The organism is Nonomuraea sp. NPDC049637 (genome assembly GCF_040675235.1).
Lineage (GTDB): Bacteria > Actinomycetota > Actinomycetes > Streptosporangiales > Streptosporangiaceae > Nonomuraea.
In genome coordinates this window covers 1-19,128 of sequence record NZ_JBFAOM010000037.1, presented here as the reverse complement: position 1 = coordinate 19,128, position 19,128 = coordinate 1, and the positions used below count along the sequence as shown (strand labels likewise).

22 protein-coding genes are annotated in these 19,128 nt (G+C 74.9%); 12 read left to right on the top strand and 10 right to left on the bottom strand.

Translation table 11 applies throughout. The features are described from left to right. Window positions 1–64: 64 nt before the first annotated feature. The 6 genes from AB0J71_RS36865 (at window position 65) to AB0J71_RS36840 (ending at window position 5,145) form a co-directional block, all read left to right on the top strand. Window positions 65–556, top strand: coding sequence for a hypothetical protein (locus tag AB0J71_RS36865; RefSeq protein ID WP_364418558.1), 492 nt, complete (start codon window positions 65–67; stop codon window positions 554–556). Window positions 557–569: 13 nt separating this feature from the next. Next, window positions 570–2,060 carry a nitronate monooxygenase gene (locus AB0J71_RS36860; RefSeq protein ID WP_364393556.1) on the top strand — a complete coding sequence of 497 codons (1,491 nt, stop codon included), beginning with the start codon at window positions 570–572 and terminating at the stop codon, window positions 2,058–2,060. Continuing rightward, a complete protein-coding gene (locus AB0J71_RS36855; protein WP_364418556.1) occupies window positions 2,057–3,247 on the top strand; it encodes a TIGR04053 family radical SAM/SPASM domain-containing protein in 1,191 nt (396 codons plus the stop codon). Before AB0J71_RS36860 ends, AB0J71_RS36855 begins: the two co-directional genes overlap by 4 nt. Beyond that, window positions 3,240–3,611 carry a hypothetical protein gene (locus AB0J71_RS36850; protein ID WP_364418554.1) on the top strand — a complete coding sequence of 124 codons (372 nt, stop codon included), beginning with the start codon at window positions 3,240–3,242 and terminating at the stop codon, window positions 3,609–3,611. The genes AB0J71_RS36855 and AB0J71_RS36850 overlap by 8 nt, the downstream gene beginning before the upstream one ends. Beyond that, on the top strand, window positions 3,608–4,045 hold the full coding sequence (locus AB0J71_RS36845) for a hypothetical protein (RefSeq protein WP_352328625.1): 438 nt from the start codon (window positions 3,608–3,610) through the stop codon (window positions 4,043–4,045). Before AB0J71_RS36850 ends, AB0J71_RS36845 begins: the two co-directional genes overlap by 4 nt. A gap of 110 nt (window positions 4,046–4,155) precedes the next feature. After that, complete coding sequence (locus AB0J71_RS36840; protein WP_364418551.1) at window positions 4,156–5,145, top strand: hypothetical protein; 990 nt, start codon at window positions 4,156–4,158, stop codon at window positions 5,143–5,145. A 390-nt stretch (window positions 5,146–5,535) separates the two neighbouring features. Here the strand turns inward: AB0J71_RS36840 and AB0J71_RS36835 are convergent, their stop codons facing one another. Next, the gene (locus AB0J71_RS36835) at window positions 5,536–5,985 is read right to left on the bottom strand and encodes a hemerythrin domain-containing protein (RefSeq protein ID WP_358300507.1); all 450 of its coding nucleotides are present in this window, start codon (window positions 5,983–5,985) and stop codon (window positions 5,536–5,538) included. Window positions 5,986–6,187: 202 nt separating this feature from the next. On the opposite strand from AB0J71_RS36835, the gene AB0J71_RS36830 reads away from it, so the two are divergent. Continuing rightward, window positions 6,188–6,583, top strand: a complete 396-nt coding sequence (locus tag AB0J71_RS36830) for a hypothetical protein (protein ID WP_364418549.1) — start codon at window positions 6,188–6,190, stop codon at window positions 6,581–6,583. A 36-nt stretch (window positions 6,584–6,619) separates the two neighbouring features. On the opposite strand, the gene AB0J71_RS36825 is transcribed toward AB0J71_RS36830, so the two are convergent. Continuing rightward, window positions 6,620–7,201, bottom strand: coding sequence for a hypothetical protein (locus tag AB0J71_RS36825; RefSeq protein WP_352328619.1), 582 nt, complete (start codon window positions 7,199–7,201; stop codon window positions 6,620–6,622). A 138-nt stretch (window positions 7,202–7,339) separates the two neighbouring features. Between AB0J71_RS36825 and AB0J71_RS36820 the strand changes: the two genes are divergently transcribed. Then, window positions 7,340–7,942 (top strand): RICIN domain-containing protein, encoded by a 603-nt coding sequence (locus AB0J71_RS36820; RefSeq protein WP_364341697.1) that lies wholly within the window; start codon window positions 7,340–7,342, stop codon window positions 7,940–7,942. A gap of 45 nt (window positions 7,943–7,987) precedes the next feature. Here the strand turns inward: AB0J71_RS36820 and AB0J71_RS36815 are convergent, their stop codons facing one another. Next, on the bottom strand, window positions 7,988–9,400 hold the full coding sequence (locus tag AB0J71_RS36815; protein WP_364418547.1) for an FAD-binding oxidoreductase: 1,413 nt from the start codon (window positions 9,398–9,400) through the stop codon (window positions 7,988–7,990). Between the two features lie 95 nt (window positions 9,401–9,495). On the opposite strand from AB0J71_RS36815, the gene AB0J71_RS36810 reads away from it, so the two are divergent. Then, the gene (locus AB0J71_RS36810) at window positions 9,496–9,975 is read left to right on the top strand and encodes a MarR family winged helix-turn-helix transcriptional regulator (RefSeq protein WP_364393548.1); all 480 of its coding nucleotides are present in this window, start codon (window positions 9,496–9,498) and stop codon (window positions 9,973–9,975) included. On the opposite strand, the gene AB0J71_RS36805 is transcribed toward AB0J71_RS36810, so the two are convergent. Further along, on the bottom strand, window positions 9,914–11,335 hold the full coding sequence (locus AB0J71_RS36805; protein WP_364418545.1) for an MDR family MFS transporter: 1,422 nt from the start codon (window positions 11,333–11,335) through the stop codon (window positions 9,914–9,916). The two genes, AB0J71_RS36810 and AB0J71_RS36805, sit on opposite strands and share 62 nt — an antisense overlap. A gap of 97 nt (window positions 11,336–11,432) precedes the next feature. Between AB0J71_RS36805 and AB0J71_RS36800 the strand changes: the two genes are divergently transcribed. Next, window positions 11,433–12,077: a TetR/AcrR family transcriptional regulator gene (locus tag AB0J71_RS36800; protein ID WP_352326547.1), complete on the top strand. Its 645-nt coding sequence runs from the start codon at window positions 11,433–11,435 to the stop codon at window positions 12,075–12,077. On the opposite strand, the gene AB0J71_RS36795 is transcribed toward AB0J71_RS36800, so the two are convergent. From AB0J71_RS36795 to AB0J71_RS36780, 4 genes are all read right to left on the bottom strand, one after another. Continuing rightward, the gene (locus AB0J71_RS36795) at window positions 12,067–12,657 is read right to left on the bottom strand and encodes a response regulator transcription factor (RefSeq protein WP_364418659.1); all 591 of its coding nucleotides are present in this window, start codon (window positions 12,655–12,657) and stop codon (window positions 12,067–12,069) included. The genes AB0J71_RS36800 and AB0J71_RS36795 overlap by 11 nt on opposite strands. 44 nt (window positions 12,658–12,701) lie before the next feature. Further along, on the bottom strand, window positions 12,702–13,919 hold the full coding sequence (locus tag AB0J71_RS36790) for a histidine kinase (protein ID WP_364418542.1): 1,218 nt from the start codon (window positions 13,917–13,919) through the stop codon (window positions 12,702–12,704). Window positions 13,920–13,996: 77 nt separating this feature from the next. Continuing rightward, window positions 13,997–15,508 (bottom strand): nitrilase-related carbon-nitrogen hydrolase, encoded by a 1,512-nt coding sequence (locus tag AB0J71_RS36785; protein WP_364418540.1) that lies wholly within the window; start codon window positions 15,506–15,508, stop codon window positions 13,997–13,999. A 114-nt stretch (window positions 15,509–15,622) separates the two neighbouring features. Further along, complete coding sequence (locus tag AB0J71_RS36780; RefSeq protein WP_364418538.1) at window positions 15,623–16,237, bottom strand: TetR/AcrR family transcriptional regulator; 615 nt, start codon at window positions 16,235–16,237, stop codon at window positions 15,623–15,625. Window positions 16,238–16,338: 101 nt separating this feature from the next. On the opposite strand from AB0J71_RS36780, the gene AB0J71_RS36775 reads away from it, so the two are divergent. Further along, a complete protein-coding gene (locus tag AB0J71_RS36775) occupies window positions 16,339–17,316 on the top strand; it encodes a phosphotransferase (RefSeq protein ID WP_364418536.1) in 978 nt (325 codons plus the stop codon). A 15-nt stretch (window positions 17,317–17,331) separates the two neighbouring features. On the opposite strand, the gene AB0J71_RS36770 is transcribed toward AB0J71_RS36775, so the two are convergent. Further along, window positions 17,332–17,943: a pyridoxamine 5'-phosphate oxidase family protein gene (locus tag AB0J71_RS36770; protein WP_364418534.1), complete on the bottom strand. Its 612-nt coding sequence runs from the start codon at window positions 17,941–17,943 to the stop codon at window positions 17,332–17,334. A 74-nt stretch (window positions 17,944–18,017) separates the two neighbouring features. On the opposite strand from AB0J71_RS36770, the gene AB0J71_RS36765 reads away from it, so the two are divergent. Further along, on the top strand, window positions 18,018–18,485 hold the full coding sequence (locus AB0J71_RS36765) for a cupin domain-containing protein (RefSeq protein ID WP_352326554.1): 468 nt from the start codon (window positions 18,018–18,020) through the stop codon (window positions 18,483–18,485). Window positions 18,486–18,539: 54 nt separating this feature from the next. Here the strand turns inward: AB0J71_RS36765 and AB0J71_RS36760 are convergent. After that, on the bottom strand, window positions 18,540–19,128 hold a 589-nt coding region (locus AB0J71_RS36760; RefSeq protein WP_364418532.1), incomplete at its 5' end, for a helix-turn-helix domain-containing protein.

Below are 19,128 nucleotides of genomic sequence, written 5' to 3'. Positions count from 1 at the left end.
CCCGGCGGCCCCCCGCCGGACCACCCGCCGGTCCACCGGCGATCCACGTGACCAGGAGGATGAGATGAGCGTTGTCCGAGGCGCGGCGAGGGCGCTTCTGGGCGCCGCCGGCGCCGCGATGGCGGCCGCCGGTCCCGTCATGGCCGCCCGAGGCGTCCAGGCGCGCGGCGAGATCCGCGACGAGCTGCGCCGGCAGGCCATCAGCTTCCCCGCCAAGGGGCTGCCCGCCGGGCTCGCCGCCCACCAGGGCCGCGCCGTCCTGACCGGCCCGCAGGCCAGGGCCTACGCCCAGGTGATCGGCCGCAACGTGCTGACCGCCACCGGCGGCCGGACGTACGCGCAGGTCAGCGCCGAGCTGTTCGCGGCGGGCGGCGCGGACGCCGAGCTGGAGGGCCTGCGGCAGACCGCCTTCACCGGCCAGATGCTGCGCGCCTCCCTGCTCAACGCCTACCAGGCCTGGCAGCTCGGCAACCTGGCCATCGGCCTGGGCGGGCTGCTGACGCTCACCGGCGCCGCCCTGCTGACCTGCGGCGCCACCCTCGCCGCCGACGAGTGACGGGACGGGAACCATGCGACCGGCGACGTCCGGAACCACCCAGCCGGAGGACCTCGTGCCGTCCACCGGCGTGTCTGAGGCCGGGCTCCCCGTCCTGATCCAGGGCGGCATGGGCGTCGCGGTGTCCGGATGGCGGCTGGCGCGCGCGGTCGCCCGTACCGGGCAGCTCGGCGTGGTGTCGGGCACCGCCCTGGACGTCGCCCTGGCCCGCCGCCTCCAGCGCGGCGACCCCGGCGGCGACCTGCGCCGGGCGCTGGCCTGCTTCCCGATCCCCGAGCTCGCCGAACGGGTGCTCGGACGCTGGTTCGTGCCCGGCGGGATCGCGCCCGGCACGCCGTACCGGCCGGTGCCCCGGCTCGGGCTGCGGCCCAGCCGGGCCCGCGACGAGCTGACCGTGGTCGCCAACTTCGCCGAGGTCTTCCTGGCCAAGCAGGGCCACGACGGGCCGGTCGGTGTCAACTACCTGGAGAAGATCCAGCTCGCCACCCCCGCCGCCGCCTACGGCGCGATGCTGGCCGGCGTGGACTACGTGCTGATGGGCGCCGGCATCCCGGCGGAGATCCCGGCGCTGCTCGACGCCTTCGCCGCCCATCGCCCGGCCGAGCTCACCGTCGCCGTGGCCGAGGCCGGCGACGCCCGCCACACGGTCGGCCTCGACCCGGCCGCCCTGTGGCCCGCGCACCGGCCCGCCCCGGCCGAGCCGCTGCGGCGTCCCAAGCTGCTGGCGATCGTCTCCTCGCACGTGCTGGCCGCCTACCTGGCCCGCTCGCCGGTGACCAGGCCCGACGGGTTCGTCCTGGAGACGCCGGTGGCCGGCGGGCACAGCGCGCCGCCGCGTGGCCGGCTGGTGCTCGACGAGCGCGGCGAACCCGTCTACGGGCCGCGCGACGAGGCCGACACCGCCAAGGTCGCCGCGATCGGCCTGCCGTTCTGGCTGGCCGGCGGCTACGCCACCCCCGGCGGCGCGGCCGGCGCGCGGGCCACCGGAGCCGCCGGCATCCAGGTCGGGACGGCGTTCGCGCTGTGCCGGGAGTCGGGCCTGGACGACGGCCTGCGGCGGCGCATGCTGAGCCGGGCCCGCCGGGGCGCGCTGGAGGTGCGCAACGACCCGCGCGCCTCGCCCACCGGCTTCCCGTTCAAGGTCGCGAGCCTGCCCGGCACCCTGTCGGAGCCCGGGGTGTTCGACCGGCGTCCCCGGCTGTGCGACCTGGGCTACCTGCGCACCCCGTACGTCAGGCCCGGCGGCGCGATCGGCTACCGCTGCCCCGCCGAACCCGTGGACGCCTACGTCCGCAAGGGCCGGCCCGCCGAGGAGGCCGAGGGCCGTCAGTGCCTGTGCAACGGGTTGACCGCCGCCATCGGCCTGGGCCAGCACCGCGCCGACGGCTACCACGAGCCCGCCCTGCTCACCCTGGGCCAGGACCTCGGCTTCCTGGACGGCCTGCCCGACGACCACTCGGCCGCCGACGTCGTGGACCACCTCCTGCGAGGAGCACCCGCATGACCGCACCACCCGGCGGACGGCCGCTGCGCCGCGTCCGGCGCGACGTCGCCGCGAGCCCGTTCATCGTGATCTGGGAGGCCACCCGCGCCTGCCCGCTGGCCTGCCTGCACTGCCGCGCCGAAGCCGTGCCCGACCGGCACCCGGAGGAGCTGACCACCGAGGAGGCGTGCCGGCTCATCGGCCAGGTGGCGGACTTCGGCACGCCCCCGCCGCTGTTCGTGATCACCGGCGGCGACCCGTTCGAGCGGCCCGACCTGCTCGACCTGGTCCGCCACGCCCGCGCCCGCGGCCTGGCCCCGGCCGTGTCCCCGTCGGCCACCCCCGCCCTCGGCCCGGCGAACCTTGCCCGGCTGCGCGAGGCCGGGGCCGCCGCCGTCTCGCTCAGCCTCGACGGCGCGACCGCGCCCGTCCACGACGCCTTCCGCGGCTACGACGGCGTGTTCGCCCGCACCCTGCGCGCCTGGCGGGCGGCCCGCGCGGCCGGGCTCAAGGTGCAGATCAACACCACCGTGACCCGCCACAACCTGGCGAGCCTGCCGGACAGCGCCGCCCTGGTCCGCCAGGAGGGCGCGCTGCTGTGGAGCGTGTTCTTCCTCGTGCCCACCGGCCGGGGCCGCGACCTGGCCGCCCTGACCCCGCACGAGACCGAGGACGTGCTGCACTTCCTGCACGACGTCGGCACCGCGATCCCGGTCAAGACCACCGAGGCCCACCACTTCCGGCGGGTCGCCGTGCAGCGGCTCGTCCTGGCCGGGCAGGGCGTGGACCACGCCGGGGCGCTGCGGCTCGGCCCGCTCTACCGCACCCTGCGGCGACGCGCCGAGCAGGCCGGGCTGATCGAGGAGCGGCGCAGCCGCCGCCCGCCCGTCGACGTCAACGCCGGACGCGGGTTCGTCTTCGTCTCCCACACCGGGACCGTGCACCCCTCGGGCTTCCTCCCGCTGGACGCCGGGAACGTGCGCGACCGGCCCCTGACCGGGATCTACCGCTCCTCGCCGCTGTTCACCGCGCTGCGCGACCCCGATCGGCTGACCGGCCGGTGCGGCGCGTGCGAGTTCCGCACGATCTGCGGCGGCTCCCGGTCACGCGCCTACGCCTGCTCGGGAGACGTCCTCGGCGAGGAGCCGTGGTGCGCCTACGAGCCCGGCAGCTTCCCCTACCAGAAGGAACTGGCCGCCCATGTATGAGCGAAGAAGGCCCGGCGGGCTGGCCGCGCCCTACGACACGATGCTGGCCGCCTACGCCGCCGCGCTGGCCGGCTCGCCGCTGGCCGCCTCCAGCAAGGCCAGCTACCTGCGCCGCGTCGGCCGCTACCTGACCTGGGTCGCCGCCGCCGCCGACCGCGGCCTGCTGGCGGGCGAGCCGCTGGCCGACACGACTGTGGCCGTCCGCACCGCCCACGCCTACCACGGCGAGCTCGACGGCCGCTACGCCACCAGCACGATCAACAGCACCCTGGCCGCGCTGGAGGACTTCTACGCCCGCCTCCACCTCGGCGCGACCGGCATCCCGCGCCGGACGGCGCCCGGCGACCGGGCGGGCGCGCGATGACCTGGTGGTCGGTGGTGCGCTTCCTGCACGTGCTGGGGGCCGCGCTGTGGGTCGGCGGCCAGCTCGCCGTCTCCCTCGTCCTGCTGCCGCTGGCCCGCCGCCTGCTGGACGACGAGCGCCGCGCCCTGGTGCTCGGCGCCGTCGGCCGCCGCTTCGGGCTGCTCACCGCCGCCCTGTTCCTGCCCCTCCAGCTCGCCACCGGCGTGGCCATCGCCTGGCACAAGGGCGTCACCTGGGCCTCGCTCGCCGAACCCGGCTACGGCCGCGTCCTGGCCGCCAAACTCCTGCTGTTCTGCGCCGTCATGGCCGCCGCCGCCCTGCACGGCTGGGCCGCCGCCCGCGCCCGCCCCCGCCTGGCCCGGACGATGGCCGTCAGTGCCCTGGTGGGGTCGATCGGCGTCGTGCTGCTGGCCGCCGCGCTGCCCGCCACCTGATCATGGCCGATCGGAGGCGCGGAAAGGGACTTTCGTCCCTGACGGGAGCACCGCCGGCCGCGCCATCGTGGAGACATGCCCGCAGCAACCGTCGTGCCGGGAGCCCCGCGATGACCGGCGTCGCCCGCCCCTGGGACAGCCCCTTCGCCTCACATGCCGGCGTGCGCCGGATCGTCGCCTCCGCCGTCGCGGCGCCCTCGGTGCACAACACCCAGCCCTGGCGCTTCCGCCGCCTCGACGACACCACCATGGAGCTGTACGCCGACCTCGACCGGCTGCTCGCCGTCACCGACCCCCTGGGGCGCGGGCTCGGCATCAGCTGCGGGGCCGCGCTGTTCAACCTGCGGCTGGCGGTCCGGATGACCGGGCACGACCCCGTCGTCCTGCCGCTGCCCGACCCGGGCGGCCAGCCCGAGCTGCTGGCGACCGTACGGGCCACGCCCGGCGGGCCGCCCACCACCGACGAGCGGCTGCTGCACGACATGATCCCGCACCGGCGCACCAACCGCTTCCCCTTCGAGCGCCACCCGCTGCCCAGGGACGTCCTGCTCGACCTGGTCAACGCCGCCCACGACGAGGACGCCACGCTCCTCCTCGTCAAGGGCGGGACGGCCAGGCGGGTCCTGGACATGGTCGCCCTGGCCGACGACACGCTGACGGCCGACGCCGCCTACCGGGCCGAGCTGGCCCGCTGGACCCGGCCGGCAGGCGGCCCCGACGGCGTCCCCGCCCACGCCTTCGGCCCGCGCCCGCGCTCCGGCGAACTGCCCATGCGCGGCTTCGGCGGCGGCCAGGTCGCCGACTTCGAGCCGGAGCCGCAGCTCGTCGCCCTGTTCACCCGGGGCGACGGCCCGCACGACTGGCTGCGCGCCGGGCAGGCCCTGCAACGCGTCCTGCTCACCGCCACCGCGCACGGCGTGGCGGCCTCGATGTTCAGCCAGCCGCTCGACCTGCGCCCGCCGCAGCACCGCGGCGACCGGCCCGGCCCGTTCGGGCACGTGCAGATGCTGATCAGGCTGGGGTACGGGCCGCCGGTCCCGCGCGTCCCCCGGCGCCCGGTGTACGAGGTCCTCGACCGGACGGGGGCGCGGCGTGCCTGAGCGGCGCCGCCCCCGATCCACCGGCCCTCGGCGGCCGCAGACAGGAAGGTGCCCGGACTGCCGGTCGACATCCGGATAGAGAGCGGCAGGCCGATCGACGCGACACGGTCTATAAGGAGGGCGCCTACCGGCTGCGCACCGAGGACGCGGGCGGCGCGCAGGCCCTCGACCTGGCCCCGGCGCAGGGCGGCTTCGCCGAACTGGTCTTCCCGGCGGCGGGCACGTACCCGATCGTGGACCACACGATGCGGCAGGCGGAGGCGGGCGCGCACGGCCTGTTCAAGGTCGGCGCCCCACCGCAGCACTGACCCGCCGCGGGACTGACCCGCCGGAGGACCGACCCGCCGCCGCGAGGACGCGTACGCTTCGGCAGGTGAGCCGGTGAGCCGGTCAGCTGGTCGTCGCCGGGGACTGGTCGGGCGTGATGCGGTCCCAGGCAGCCAGAGGCAGCATGATGACGGCCGCCGGGAACAGGCCGTGCTCCTCGTGGTCGATGTGCCAGTGGAGGCGGTCGAGGGCGTCCAGCACGGCGGGCCAGTCGGGCGCGGCCGGGTCGATCGCGCCGAGGATGCCGTGGATGTCGGCGTGCTCGGCGCACAGCCGCTCCACCTCCTCGGCCAGCGACCCCTCGGCGCGCAGCTCGGCGAACAGCCCGCGCTCCTCGGTGTCGGTGTGCGGGACGAGCCGGGCCATCAGGTCCGCCAGCTGCGCCACGGCGTCACCGTGGCGCAGCTCCCCGATCGCGCGGCGCAGCGCCCCCGCGCACTCCTGGATGTCCCAATGCTCCTGGGACAGGCGGCCGATCAGTGGGAACTCCCGGCAGCCGCAGTAATTGCACATGGTCACGTCCTTACAGGAGGGTCGCTTCTCGACGGCGGCAGCCGGGGCGCGCGCATGCGCGTACCGCTCCTCGGGCCGCCCCTTGCCTCCACCCTTCCCGGCGGGACGACGCGCCGGTCAGGGCCGAAGGTCCCGGATCGCCCCCGACCTCCGTCGGAAAACCACGTGACGGGCGCCCGCGGCGTCGGGGACGATCACGGCCATGGAGTACGGCGAACTGGTCGCGCGGGCGTCGGCGGCGGCGATCGAGGGCTGGGACTTCACCGCCCTGCGCGGCCGGGTCGTGGAGGAGCCGCTGCCCTGGAGCTACGAGCGCCTCCTGCGCGACCGGCTGAACGGCGCGGCCTCGCTGCTGGACCTGGGAACCGGCGGCCGCGAGTTCCTGGCCGGGCTGACGCCGCTGCCGCCGCGCACCGCCGCCACGGAGGGCCACCCGCCCAACCTGCCGATCGCCCGCCGCCGCCTGGAGTCGCTCGGGGTCGAGGTGGCCGCGACCTCGAAGAGGTCAACCGGGCCCTGGGCGCGCCGCCGCCCGCCTACCGCGGCTGGGACCTCGCCCGTGCCGCCGCCGGGCTGGCCGAGGCCGGGCTCACCGTGACGTGGAGCGCGCGGGCGCGGCTGCGGACGCCTCCGGTCAGGTGCTCCACGCCTCGTGGACGGTGGTGATGGCCGAGGAGACGGGCCGGCCGCCGGGCCAGGTGACGGCCGGCCGGCCCGGCACGGGGACGCCGTCCACGGTGATCGAGGCGTGCTCGCAGGGGATGATCTGCATCGACAGCCCGTGGCTGACGCCCAGCAGCGGGAAGTCGGCCATCGAGAACGGCCTGGCGTCCAGCGGCCCGGTGATGCTGACCGCCAGGCCGGCCGCGTCGGCGTGCGTGCCCGTGGCGGGGTCCACGCGCAGGTCCACGGCGGCCCGCTCCACCCGCGCGGCGGGCCAGGACGGCAGCGCCGTGGCCTCGTCGAAGTGCCGGACGAAGTGCTCCTCGATCCACGTCCCGAGCTCCGGGTCGTCGCTCACGACGCGCAGCCCGGCGGGCGTCCACACCACCATCACCGCGCCGGCGCCGTGGGTGGACCAGTCGACCTGCCACAGGGAGGCGTACCCGGTGGGGACGTCGCCGTCGTAGAGGGTGACGTACGGGTTGGCGCCGGCGAGCAGCGGCCGGCGGGTCACGTAGGCGCTCGTCGGCGCGCCCTCACTGGTGCTGAGCATGAGCCGATCATGGACGCTCCCACCCCTCGATGGCCAGCCCGCCGCCGCGTCCGGCCCACTTGAGTAGGGCGGTACTCATGCCCTCCCGCCGCCGCGGGCGCACCCTGCAAGGGACGGAACAGCGGAAAGGAGCATACGGTGCGCAAGGGCGTACATCTTCGACGGATCGGCCGCCGGGGGCTGCTGGCCGTGATCATGGTCGTGTCGGTCGCCGTGCCCCTGTGGTCGGCGGCGGCCCCGGCCTCCGGGGCCGTGGCGGCCCGCGGGCGCACGCTCGCCGAGCCCTGGTCCTACCTGTTCGAGATCCGCAGGCGCTTCCCCGCGCCGGAGAAATGCGTGGACGTCGACAACGGCTACACCTTCGACGGCGCGAACGTGAAGCAGTGGGAGTGCGTGAACGTCCCGCAGCAGCACTGGCAGTTCCAGCGGGTGGCCCCCGGCAGCGAGTGGTTCTTCCTGCGCGCCCAGCACAGCGGCAAGTGCCTGGACGTCGACAACGGCTACACCTTCGACGGCGCCAACGTGAAGCAGTGGGAGTGCGTGAACGTCCCGCAGCAGATGTGGCGCTGGAAGTACGCCTACACCGACGCGTGGTGGAACACCTTCTACTTCCTGGAGAACCAGAAGAGCGGCAAGTGCCTCGACGTCGACCACGGCTGGACGCACAACGGCGCCAACATCCAGCAGTGGACCTGCGACGAGTACGCGGGCCAGCAGTTGTGGTACTTCCGCCAGGTGTGACCGGGCCGGACGGCACCGGCCCGGACCGCTCGGGCCGGCGCCGCCTCACGGCGCGGCCGGGGCGATGTTGTGGTTGACGCGGAACAGCCGGTCCGGGTCGTACCGGGCCTTGAGCGCGGACAGCCGCCGGTGGTCCGCCTCGGACCAGGCCCGCCTGACCCGGTCCGGGGCCGCGTCGTGGTCGAACAGGAAGCCCGGCAGCAGGGCGCCGGTGTCCCAGCGCCGCAGCCGGTCCAGCACCTCGTCGGCGGCCGCGCGCGCCGCCTCGGCCCGTCCGGGCGGGGCCGGCAGCCGCATCCACAGCAGGAAGGCCGCGCCCCGGGTGCCGGCGGCGTGCGGGCGGGCGGGCGGCCGGTCCAGCGCCCCGCCCAGGTGGCGGAGCTGGATGCCGGGGAACGGGCCCTCCGTCCGGGCCGGGTCGATGAACGAGGCCAGCTCCGCGGCGGCGTCGTCGTCCAGCTCGCGCAGCAGCGCGCTGCGCAGGTGCGCCGCGACCGGGTGACGGGGGTCCTGGTAGATCTCGGTGATCCGGCTGTACGGCATGGCCGCGCAGGTGTCCTTCTCCGGGCCGAGCGCGCGCAACGGCCGCACCAGGCGGGCGCCCTGCTCCTCGTCCCCGACGTACACCGTCCGGACCTGCACCATCGAGCGGCCGCGGAACTCCGGCGGCAACTGCGGCGCGTCGGGGAAGCGCACCAGCGTCACGGAGGAGGACATCTCCTCCGGCTGCTCCCTCGCCCAGGCCAGGTAGGAGCGCAGGACGTGGGCGGTGTGCCCGGGATCCTCACCCGGGTAGTACAGCTCGCCGCCGTGGACCGTGCGCAGCGGCAGCAGCTCGATCTCGGCCGCGACGACGACGCCGAAGTTGCCCTTGCCGCCGCGTACCGCCCAGAACAGATCCGGCTCCGCGCCGGGCGAGACGATCCGCAGCCGGCCGTCGGCGGTGACGACGTCGAGCGAGCGGACGCGGTCGGCGGCGAACCCGTACGTGCGGGCGGCCAGCGGGAGCCCGCCGCCGGTCAGGAAGCCCATCACCCCGACCTCGGCCGACGATCCGCACAGCGGCGCGAGCCCGTGGGGGGCCGCGGCGGCGACCACCTCGCCCCAGCGCAGGCCCGCGCCGATCCGCGCGGTTGCGGCGTCCGGATCCACCGACAGCTCGCGCAGTTCGCCGGTGGCGATGAGGACGGCTCCGTCGGCGGGCAGCGATTTGCCGTGCCCGGTGGACTGCACCGCGACCGCACGTCCCGTCCGGGCCGCGTACGTGACGGCGGTGGCCACGTCGCCGGCGTCGGCGGCGACCACGACCACCGCGGGCCGGTGCTCGACCGTCAGCAGCCAGCCGGAGCAGGCGTCCGCGAAGCCGTCGTCGCCCGGCAGGAGCGTGCGGCCCCGGATCAGCGCGGCCAGGGCCGCCACGTCGTGCGTCGGGCCGGTCCGCAGCTCGATGTCGGACATGTTCCACCTCACTCAATAGTTGGACGGACCAACGTTGGTTCGACCAACAATATAGACGATCGTGGGTGGTGCCAACGACTTGTTAGATTGGCTTCGTGAACATCCCGGAGGGGAGGCCGCCGGAGCGGCTGCGCGCGCTGCCGAGCAGGCTGACCAACCACGCGGCGCTGACCGCCAACCGGATCGTGGACCAGGCGTTCGCCCAGGCCCAGGTCCGGCGCTACCACTACGCGCTGCTCGCCGCGCTGGAGGAGTACGGCCCGGCGAGCCAGGCGGCGCTCGGCCGGCGTACCGGAATCGACCGCAGCGACATGGTGGCGACCGTCAACGACCTGGCCGGGCGCGCGCTCGTCGAACGCGCGCCCGACCCGGAGGACCGCCGCCGCAACATCGTGACCATCACGGCGGAGGGCCGCCGCCGGCTGGCCGAGCTCGACCGCCTGCTGGCCCGCGCCCAGGACGAGTTCCTCGCCCCGCTGCCCCCTGCCGACCGCGAGCGCCTGGTCGACCTGCTCACCCGTCTCGCCGACCATCACGGCGCGCCGAGCGGAAGAAGGCCACCGGAACCAGGGTGACCAGGCACAGTCCGAAGGCCCACCAGAAGGCGGTGCCGTAGGCGTGCGCCGGGCCGCCGCCCTGGCGCAGCCCGGTGTCCAGGACGGTCGTGAGGACGGCGGTGCCCAGCGAGCCGCCGAGCCGGTTGACGACGTTCAGCGCGCCGGCGGCGCCCGGCGTCTGCCGCCTGTCGACCGAGGCGTACGCCGCGGCCATGGTGGGCGCGGAGACGCCGCCGATGCCCAGGCCGTACAGGACCAGGCAGATGGTCAGCAGCCAGGTGTCCGGACGGGCGGGGGCCTGGGTGAAGGCGAGCAGCCCGGCCAGCGAGAGCACGAGCCCGCCGGTCACGACGGCGCGCGGTCCGTGGCGGTCGGCCAGCCGCCCGGCGGCGAACGAGCCGACGGCGGCCCCGAGCGCCTGCGGGGTGAGCAGGAGGCCCGTCGAGAGCGTGTCGGCGTGCCGGTCGTGCTGGAAGAACAGCGGCAGCAGGATCATGGAGCTGTAGAGCGAGGCCCCGAGCAGGAACAGCGCCACGCAGGCCGCGGTGAACCCGCCCCTGGCGAACAGGCGTACGTCGATCAGCGGCTGGCGGCGGGTGCGCAGCGCGTGCACCAGGTAGCCGGCGACCAGCGCCAGCCCCGCGCCGACCAGCACGGACGGCGTCCACGCCTCCTGGCCCCCGCCCGCCGTCGTCAGCCCGTAGACCACCGCCGCCAGGCCGGGGGAGAGCAGTGCCAGGCCCAGGAGGTCGAGCCTGGGCGCGGGCCCGTCCTCGTCGTTCTCGTCCCGGGCCAGGACGCGGGCGGCCGCCGGCAGGACGAGCAGGCAGACGGGCAGGTTGAGGTAGAAGATCCAGCGCCAGTCGAGCTGCTGGACGACCAGCCCGCCCACGATCGGCCCGAGCACCGGGGCGAACATGACGGGGATCGTCAGCACGCTCATGGCCCGGCCGATCCGGGACGGCCCGGCCGCCTGGGCCAGGATCGTCTGGCCGACGGGGTTCATCAGCCCGCCGCCCACGGCCTGCACGAGCCGGAACGCGATGAGGGCCGGCAGCGACCAGGCCAGGCCGCACAGGGCCGAACCGGCGGTGAAGACCGCCACGGCGGCCATCCACGTGCGCCTGGCCCCGAACCGCCGGCTCAGCCAGCCCGACAGGGGCATGACCACCGCGATCGCGAGCAGGTAGCCGGCCGCCACCCACTGCACGTCGGTCAGCGACGTGCGGAAGTGCGCCGCCATCGCGCCGGCCGCGATGCCCACGGCGGTGGCGTCGATGGTGGCCAGGATCGGGGCCGCGATCAGGACGATCCCCATGCGCAGCAGATGCGGATCGAGCCGGTCGCGCGCGGCCCCGGCGGCGGAGGTGCTGGTCATCGAACACCCTTAGGATCGATTGACTAGGACGACTCCAAACACTAGGTCCGACCTAATCGTTAGGTCAAACCTAATGGCTGTATGGAAGGCAGAGCGCGTGACCGAACGATCCAAGGGCCTGCGGGAGCGCCAGAAACACCAGACCCGGCAGCTCATCTCCGACGTCGCGACCGGCCTGTTCCTGGAACGCGGCTACGACGACGTCACCATCGCCGACGTCGCCGCCGCCGCCGGCGTGGCCAAGATGACCGTCACCAACCACTTCCCGCTGAAGGAGGACCTCATCCTCGACCGGCACGAGGAGGTGGTCGGCGGCCTGGCCAGGGCCGTGTCCGGGCGGCAGCCCGGCGAGTCGGCCCTGGAGGCCGCCCAGCGCGACTACGACGAACGGCTGCGCCGCCGCGACGGCGCGATCCCCGACGCGGGCGCCGACTGGCAGCGGATGGTGCGCGACACGCCGGTGCTGCGAGCCCGCCTGCGCCAGCTGCACGACCAGGCCGAGGCCAAACTCGCCGACCTCCTGGCCGAGGAGACCGGCGACAGCGGCGTCACGCCCCGCCTGGTGGCCGCCGCGCTGGCCGGGGTGGAGCGGCTGCTGTTCGACGAGGCCCAGCGCCGGGTCCTGGCGGGGGAGGAGTCCGAGCAGATCTTCGCGGCCCTCGCCCGCACCGCCCGGCAGGCGTACGACCTGCTGCGCCCCGCCATTGGCGACTACGCCCGCCGCGCCCCGGTCAGCGGTTGAGATAGGCCAGGACGGCCAGCACCCGGCGGTTGTCGTCCTCGGACTCGGGCAGCCGGAGCTTGCCGAAGATGCTGGAGATGTGCTTGTTGACCGCGCTGGCGGAGATCACGAGCTGGTGCGCGATCGCCGTGTTGGACCGCCCGGCGGCGATCAGGCTCAGCACCTCCCGCTCGCGCGGGCTCAGCTCGCCGGTGCGGCCACGCGCGTCGCCGCGGGTCAGCAGCTTGGCGATGACCTGCGCGTCCATCGCCGTGCCGCCCCGGCTCACCGAGGTGACCGCGTCGATGAACTGCCCGGTGTTGGCCACCCTGTCCTTCAGCAGGTAGCCGACCGCCCCCGCGCCGTCGGCCAGCAGCTCGCGGGCGTAGAGCTGCTCCACGTACTGCGACAGCACCAGCACCGGGAAGCCGGGCCGGTCGCGGCGCGCCTGGATCGCGGCCTGCAGCCCCTCGTCGGTGAACGACGGCGGCAGCCGCACGTCGACGACCGCCACGTCCGGCCGCTCCTCGGCCAGCGCCTTGCGCAGCGACGGCCCGTTGTCGACGGCGGCCACGACCGTGAAGCCGTGCTCGGTCAGCATGCGGACCAGCGCGTCCCGGATGAGGAACAGGTCCTCGGCGACGACTACTCGGACCTGATCGCGCACGGCACCTCCAGACGCACCCGGGTGGGCCCGCCGGGCGGGCTGTCGACGGCGATCGTCCCGTCGAAGACGGCCAGCCGGCTCTGGATGCCGCGCAGCCCGGTGCCGTCGGCCGGATCGACGCCGCCGCCGCCGTCGTCCACGACGTCGCAGCTCAGGATCCCGTGCCGGTGGGCGAGCGTGATCTGGACCGTCGCCGCCCCGGCGTGCTTGCTGGTGTTGGCGAGCAGCTCGTTGACGGCGAAGTAGACGGCCGACTCCACCGGCGGCGCGGGCCGTCCGGCCAGGTCGGTGGTGACCTCGACGTCGAGCAGGCAGTCCAGGGCCAGGGCCCGGATCGCGTCGGCCAGGCCGCGGTCGGCCAGGACCGGCGGATGCACGCCGCGTACCAGGTCGCGCAGCTCGTCCAGGGCCTTGGAGGAGGACTCGCGGGCCGTGGCCAGCAGGGCGCGGGCCGCCTCCGGGTCCTCGTCGAACAGCCGCTCGGCGTGGCCCAGCCCCATGCCCAGGGCGACCAGCCGGGCCTGCGCGCCGTCGTGCAGGTCGCGCTCGATCCTGCGCAGCTCGGCGGCCTGGGTGTCGACGCTGTCGGCGCGCGTCTCCACCAGCGTCTCGACCCGCTGCTCCAGCGCGGCCCTGCGCGACGGGCCGAGCAACGCGCCGGCCCACCGGGCGCGCAGGCGCAGCAGCGGGGGGCCGATGTACAGGCCGAGCGCGATCAGCGCCAGCCCGACCGGGATCGCCGCCAGCGCGGCGGCCGTCGAGGTGACGTGGATGACGCCGTAGGCGTTCGCGCCGCCGGCCCGCAGGTTGGCCCGCCACACGAATGGCTGCACCGCCACGCCGTACAGGCCGTAGAGCGGCATGCCGAGCGCCAGCGCGGACGCCCACGTGCCCATGAGCGGGTCGAGGACGCCCCAGAGCACGTCCCGCCAGGTCGCCGGGTCCCTCAGCAGCGCGGACGCGTCCGTCCCGGGCCCGTAGGGACGCTCGACGCGCACGCCGAGCCGGCCCGCCAGCCGCCGGGCCGCGTCGGCGACCGTGCGCAGCAGCGACACCGCCTGCCGGAACGCCCCCCGGCCCACGCCGGCCACCGCCGGCACCGCGCTGAGCACGACCAGGACGGCCGCGAGCACGCCGGCCACCGACAGCCCGATCATGGCCAGCGCCCGCACCGGCGTCGTGAGTCTCGCCTTCACCCCTCGTCTCCCCGTCATCCGGGTCCTCCCGTTCCGCGCCCGTGGCATCATCGCACCTTCCTCCGGAAATCCCATGGTCAGCCCCGGTACGCGGCCCGCCGGAGCACGGCGAGCCCGGTCAGCCCCGCCAGGGCGGCGGCGCACAGCCCGGCGAACAGGTCGCCGACCAGGCCGTACAGCGTCCAGACGCCGCGGGTCGGGACGGAGACGACCATGCTCTGCTGCGCCGTGCCGAAGTAGTTCGCCCTGGCCAGAGGGGTGCCGTAGGCGTCGACGGTGATCGCCAGGCCGTTACTGGCCGGCCGGACGAGGCTGTAGCCGTTCTCCACCGCCCGGAACACCGCGTTCGCCGCGTGCGTGCGCTCGATGCCCTTCCAGTCGTTGGCCGGCACGAACATCACGTCGGCGCGGGTGCGCAGCGTGGCGGGGAAGTCGGCGTCGAAGCAGACGACGTGGGCCAGCCGCCCGTACGGCGTGCCGGTCACCGGCACGACCCCGTCGCCCGGCCGCAGGCTCTCCATGCCGGGCACCGGATGCGCCTTGTCGAAGACCGACGCCACCCGCCCCTCGGGGGTCACCAGCACGGCCAGGTCGCGGGAGCGCGGCTCCCCGTCGAGGACGACGGCCACCCCCATGTCGAGATAGACGCCCTTCTCCCTGGCCAGGTCCTGGGCCCTGCGCAGGAAGCCGGGGTAGTCCTCGCCGAGCACGACCGCGGCGGTCTCGGCCCAGGCCACGACCCGGGCGCCGCCGTCGGCCTCGATCCGGGTGCGGGCGAACAGGTCGTCGTCGATCACCGCGAACGCCCTGCGCAGCGTCGGCTTCTGCGCGGGCAGGACCCGCGGGGTGTGGACGTCGTCGATCTCCCGCATGCGCTGCTCGGCGGCCAGGGAGGCGCTGATCCCGGCGACGCGTACCAGCTCCGGCGCGGCCGGCGCGGTCGCCAGCCGCAGGCCGCCGCCGAGCAGCGCCGAGACCAGCACCGCGACGTACGTCAGCGTGACGGCCCGGATCGACGGCCAGGCCATCCGGCGTTCCAGCGCGAGGTTGACGACCGGCGCGGCCCAGGCCATCAGGAAGCTGATCCCGTAGACGCCGGTGACGGACGCCGTCTGGAGCAGCGGCAGGTTCGCCGACTGCGTCGCGGCCAGCGGCCCGAAGATCGTGCCCAGCGGGGTGAGCGTGGCGATCAGGAACTCGGCCGTCACCCGGGCGGCCGGGAAGACCAGCGTGCCGGTGAGCGGGCCGAGCCGCCGGACGAGCAGCCGGTCGGCCAGCAGCGGCAGGCTCAGGACCAGGCCGAGCAGCAGGCAGCCGAGCAGGATCGGCAGGACGGTGAGCCGGCCCGCCGCCGCGACGAAGACCACCGTCGTCGCGGCGGCCGACAGGCCGACGGCCGCGAGCCCGGCCGGCACGCCCGAGCTGCGGGTGAAGCGCATGAGGCCGACGGAGAACAGCCATCCGGCCAGCGGGATCGACCATTCGCTGTTCGTGCCGAACAGCCCGAGCACGATCCCCGCCGCCAGCCAGGCGTGTCTTCGCCGGCCGCAGGCCAGGTGGGGGATTGCCGTGGTTGCGGTGTTTGCCATGCTCAGCAGCCTCGCCGATCGCGCGGCGGCCGCCATTGCGGCTGACTCTCGACTCCCCCTGTAGTTATCTCCACCCCCGGGACGTCATCTCCCGGGACGTCATCTCCCGGGACGTCATCCCCCGGGACGGGCCAGACCCGCGGCGACCACGTCGATGAGCAGGTCGATGATCCTGGGGTGCAGGGCCGGGTCGCCGAGCCGCTCGGCGAACATCGGCACCAGCAGCACGCACTGCAGCACGCCGATGATGACGGCGGGGTCGGCGTCGACCAGCTCGCCCGCGGCCCGGCGGGCGGTGACGTACTCGGTGAGGGCGGCGGCCGGGCTGCCGGACATCGCGGCGACCCGTTCGGGGTCGAGCTTGCGGGCCACCGCCTGCATCTCCTCCGGATGGGTCATCAGCCGGCGCCACAGGGGATTGACCGACAACTCCTCGACGGTGGCGTGCAGGAACCGGCGGAGCGCCTCGCGCGGGTCATCGGAGCTCATCAGCGCGCCGTCGATGACCCGCCGCCGCACCTCGCCGGTCTGGCGCAGCATCAGCTCCAGGTACAGCGCCTCCTTGGAGTCGAAGAAGACGTAGAAGCTGCTCTTGGCCACCCCCGTGGGGGCCATCAGCTCCTCCAGGGAGGTCTTGCGCAGGCCCTGGCCGGTGAACAGCTTCTCGCCGTTCGCCAGCAACAGGGCGGTGATGCGGGCCTTCTCCTCTGCGGTGAACGCGGGCGGCATCGGGGACAACCTTCCTGCACGACCTGACCTGCCGATCAGATGTTTTCACGAACCCGTGACGGCGGCGCGGCGCCGGCCCTCCTCAGTGATAGAAAACGATCATGAATCGAACATTCCTGCGGCCCGACGACGTGCGCGACCTGGTCGCCGAGCAGTTCGGCGCCGACCGGCGGCCCGCCGCGCTCGACCGGCTGACCGGCGGCAGCAAGAAGGGCGTCTACCAGCTCCGGCTGGACGACGCCACCAGCGTGATCCTCTACGTCTGGGCGGCCGGCGAGAACTACTGGCCGGCGTCCCCCGCGAGCGAGGACGACCCCTTCGCCGACGCGTCGGGGGCGGACCTGTTCGCCGCCGCCCACGCGGCCCTGACCGCGGCGGACGTGCGGGTCCCCCGGCTGCTGGCGCTCGACCCCGGCGGCCGCCACTTCGGCGCGGCCATCGCCCTGGTCGAGGACGCGGGCGCCACCACGCTGGAGGCCCTGATGGAAGGCGATCCGGCCGCCGCCGCCCGGCCGCTGGCCGCGCTCGGCGAGGCCCTGCGCCGCATGCACGCCAGCCCCGGCCCGTCCTACGGCAAGCTCGCCCACCTGGCCGACGGCCGGGCCCGGCCCTCCCGGCCCGCCGAGGACGTCGTCCTGAACCGCGCGCTCGCCCAGCTCGCCGCCGTCGCCGCCCGCGACGCCAGGATGGGCGAGGCGCACGACCGGATCGCCGCCCACGTACGCCGCCTGCGCGAGGCGGTCGCCCCCCGCGAACGGTACGTGCTCGTGCACGGCGAGCTCGGGCCGGACCACGTGCTCGTCACGCCCGCGGGCGAACCCGTCCTGATCGACTTCGAGGGCCTGACCTACTTCGACGCCGAGTGGGAGCACGCCTGGCTGCGCATGCGCTTCGAGGACGCCTACCCCGCGCTGCGCCCGATCGCCCTCGACCCCCACCGGCTGGAGCTCTACCGGTACGCCCAGGTGCTCTCGCTGATCGAGGGCCCGCTGCGCATCGCCGGGACCGACTTCCCCGGCCGGCGCTGGATGCTGGAGCTGGCCGAGTGGAACATCGCCAAGGCCCTCGCCGTCCTGTGACGGCGGCCCGTCCGGTCAGCCCTCGCGGGGGAGCGGGGGGAGCGGGGGCAGCGGGGGCAGCGGGAGCGGCAGCCCGGGAAGGCCGTCGATGCTGGTCGCCACGTGCTCCTTCTTGTGGAAGTAGGCGTCGAGCGACTCGTCGTCCTCGCGGGCGAAGCGGGAGCCGTGCAGCGGGCGGTCGGCGTCGTAGGTCATGAACGGGACGGCGTACCCGCAGGTGTCGCGGATCAGCCGCGCGGTCACGACGATGATCGCGCGCAGGCCGTGCGGGGCCGGGTCGATGTCCGGGAAGTGCCGCAGCAGCCCGGCCCAGCGGGGGTCGTCGCGGAAGACGGGCTCGCCGTGGCCGTGCACGCGCACGATCTTCGGCGGGCCGTCGAAGGCGCACCACATCAGCGTGACGCGGCCGTTCTCGCGCAGGTGGGCGATGGTCTCGGCATTGCTGCCGGCGAAGTCGAGGTAGGCCACGGTGTGGTCGTCCAGGACGGCGAACGAGCCCTTCAGGCCCTTGGGCGAGAGGTTGACCGTGCCGTCGCCGGCCAGGGGGGCGGTCGCCGTGAAGAAGATGGGTTGTGACTCGATGAACGTGCGCAACCGGCCGTCGATCCGGTCGTAGGTCTTTCCCATGATCCGGATTATCCTCTTTCGCCGTTTCGTGTGGGGGCGAGGGCGTCGTTCCCGCGGGTGGCAGAATGCCGGGCATGATCGCGAACGAGAGCCCGGAACCGCGTCCCCTGCTCCGGCGTCCCGCCGAGGGCGAGCTCATCGACGTCGCCGGGGTCCGGCACTTCTTCCGGCTGACCGGGGAGCACACCGGGGACCGGTTCGCGTTCGAGGAGTTCACGCTGGACCCGGGCGTCGTCGGGGCGCGCCCGCACGTCCACCAGGGCCACGACGAGTACTTCTACGTCCTCGACGGCGAGCTGACCCTGCACGACGGCGACGGCGAGGTGACGGCCGGGCCGGGCCACCTGCTGGCGGCGACGCGCGGCACCCCGCACGGGTTCAGGAACGCCGGCGACGGCGTCGTGCGCGCACTGTGCCTCTACACGCCCGCGGGCTACGAGGGGTACTTCCGCGAGGTGCACGCGGCCGTCGCCGCGGGCGCGCAGGTCACCGACGAACTGCTGGCCGAGTTCCGCTCCCGCTACCGCACCGCCTCGCTCTGACCCGCGGCTCTCACCCGCCGCTCTGTCCCGCCGCCTGATCTGTCGCGCCCACTCTCAGGAGGCGGTGGCGCGGGTGCGCAACCGGCGCAGCATCCTGGCGTCGGCGAAGCCCACCTCGCGCGCGGCGACCTCGGCGGTCGCGCCGCGGCCGAGCAGGTGTTCGGCCCGCTCCAGCCGCAGGGCGGTCTGGTAGGCCAGCGGGGTGAGCCCGGTGGCCCGCCGGAACAGCCGGGTCACCGTGCGCTCGCTGCATCCCGCGGCCCCGGCCAGCAGGCTCAGCGGCAGCCGTTCGGTGAACCGGGTCTCGATCAGGTCCTGGATGCGGTGGACCGTCTCGTCCACGTGCGAACGCCGTCGCAGCAGCGGGCTGACCTGCTCGGCCGTGCCGTCGCGGTGGGCGTGCACGAGCATCGCGCGGGCCACCTGCCCCGCCGCGTACGGCCCGTGCCGGGTGGTCACCAGGTGCAGCGCCACGTCGATGCCGCCGGCCACGCCCGCCGAGGTGACGATCCGGTCGTCCTCGACGTACAGCGCGTCCCTGGCGACGCTCGCCCGCGGGTAGAGGCGGGCCAGCTCGTCCTGGACGGTGTGGTGGGTGGTGCACCGGCGGCCGTCGAGCAGCCCGGCCCGGCCCAGCGCGTCG

Excerpts from the sequence above, each read along its gene's own strand:
- AB0J71_RS36865 (WP_364418558.1), top strand. The coding sequence starts at position 65 with ATGAGCGTTGTCCGAGGCGCGGCGAGGGCGCTTCTGGGCGCCGCCGGC.
- AB0J71_RS36860 (WP_364393556.1), top strand. The coding sequence starts at position 570 with ATGCGACCGGCGACGTCCGGAACCACCCAGCCGGAGGACCTCGTGCCG.
- AB0J71_RS36855 (WP_364418556.1), top strand. The coding sequence starts at position 2,057 with ATGACCGCACCACCCGGCGGACGGCCGCTGCGCCGCGTCCGGCGCGAC.
- AB0J71_RS36850 (WP_364418554.1), top strand. The coding sequence starts at position 3,240 with ATGTATGAGCGAAGAAGGCCCGGCGGGCTGGCCGCGCCCTACGACACG.
- AB0J71_RS36845 (WP_352328625.1), top strand. The coding sequence starts at position 3,608 with ATGACCTGGTGGTCGGTGGTGCGCTTCCTGCACGTGCTGGGGGCCGCG.
- AB0J71_RS36840 (WP_364418551.1), top strand. The coding sequence starts at position 4,156 with ATGACCGGCGTCGCCCGCCCCTGGGACAGCCCCTTCGCCTCACATGCC.
- AB0J71_RS36835 (WP_358300507.1), bottom strand. The coding sequence starts at position 5,985 with ATGTGCAATTACTGCGGCTGCCGGGAGTTCCCACTGATCGGCCGCCTG.
- AB0J71_RS36830 (WP_364418549.1), top strand. The coding sequence starts at position 6,188 with ATGGAGTACGGCGAACTGGTCGCGCGGGCGTCGGCGGCGGCGATCGAG.
- AB0J71_RS36825 (WP_352328619.1), bottom strand. The coding sequence starts at position 7,201 with ATGCTCAGCACCAGTGAGGGCGCGCCGACGAGCGCCTACGTGACCCGC.
- AB0J71_RS36815 (WP_364418547.1), bottom strand. The coding sequence starts at position 9,400 with ATGTCCGACATCGAGCTGCGGACCGGCCCGACGCACGACGTGGCGGCC.
- AB0J71_RS36805 (WP_364418545.1), bottom strand. The coding sequence starts at position 11,335 with ATGACCAGCACCTCCGCCGCCGGGGCCGCGCGCGACCGGCTCGATCCG.
- AB0J71_RS36795 (WP_364418659.1), bottom strand. The coding sequence starts at position 12,657 with ATGCTGACCGAGCACGGCTTCACGGTCGTGGCCGCCGTCGACAACGGG.
- AB0J71_RS36785 (WP_364418540.1), bottom strand. The coding sequence starts at position 15,508 with ATGGCAAACACCGCAACCACGGCAATCCCCCACCTGGCCTGCGGCCGG.
- AB0J71_RS36780 (WP_364418538.1), bottom strand. The coding sequence starts at position 16,237 with ATGCCGCCCGCGTTCACCGCAGAGGAGAAGGCCCGCATCACCGCCCTG.
- AB0J71_RS36775 (WP_364418536.1), top strand. The coding sequence starts at position 16,339 with ATGAATCGAACATTCCTGCGGCCCGACGACGTGCGCGACCTGGTCGCC.
- AB0J71_RS36770 (WP_364418534.1), bottom strand. The coding sequence starts at position 17,943 with ATGGGAAAGACCTACGACCGGATCGACGGCCGGTTGCGCACGTTCATC.
- AB0J71_RS36765 (WP_352326554.1), top strand. The coding sequence starts at position 18,018 with ATGATCGCGAACGAGAGCCCGGAACCGCGTCCCCTGCTCCGGCGTCCC.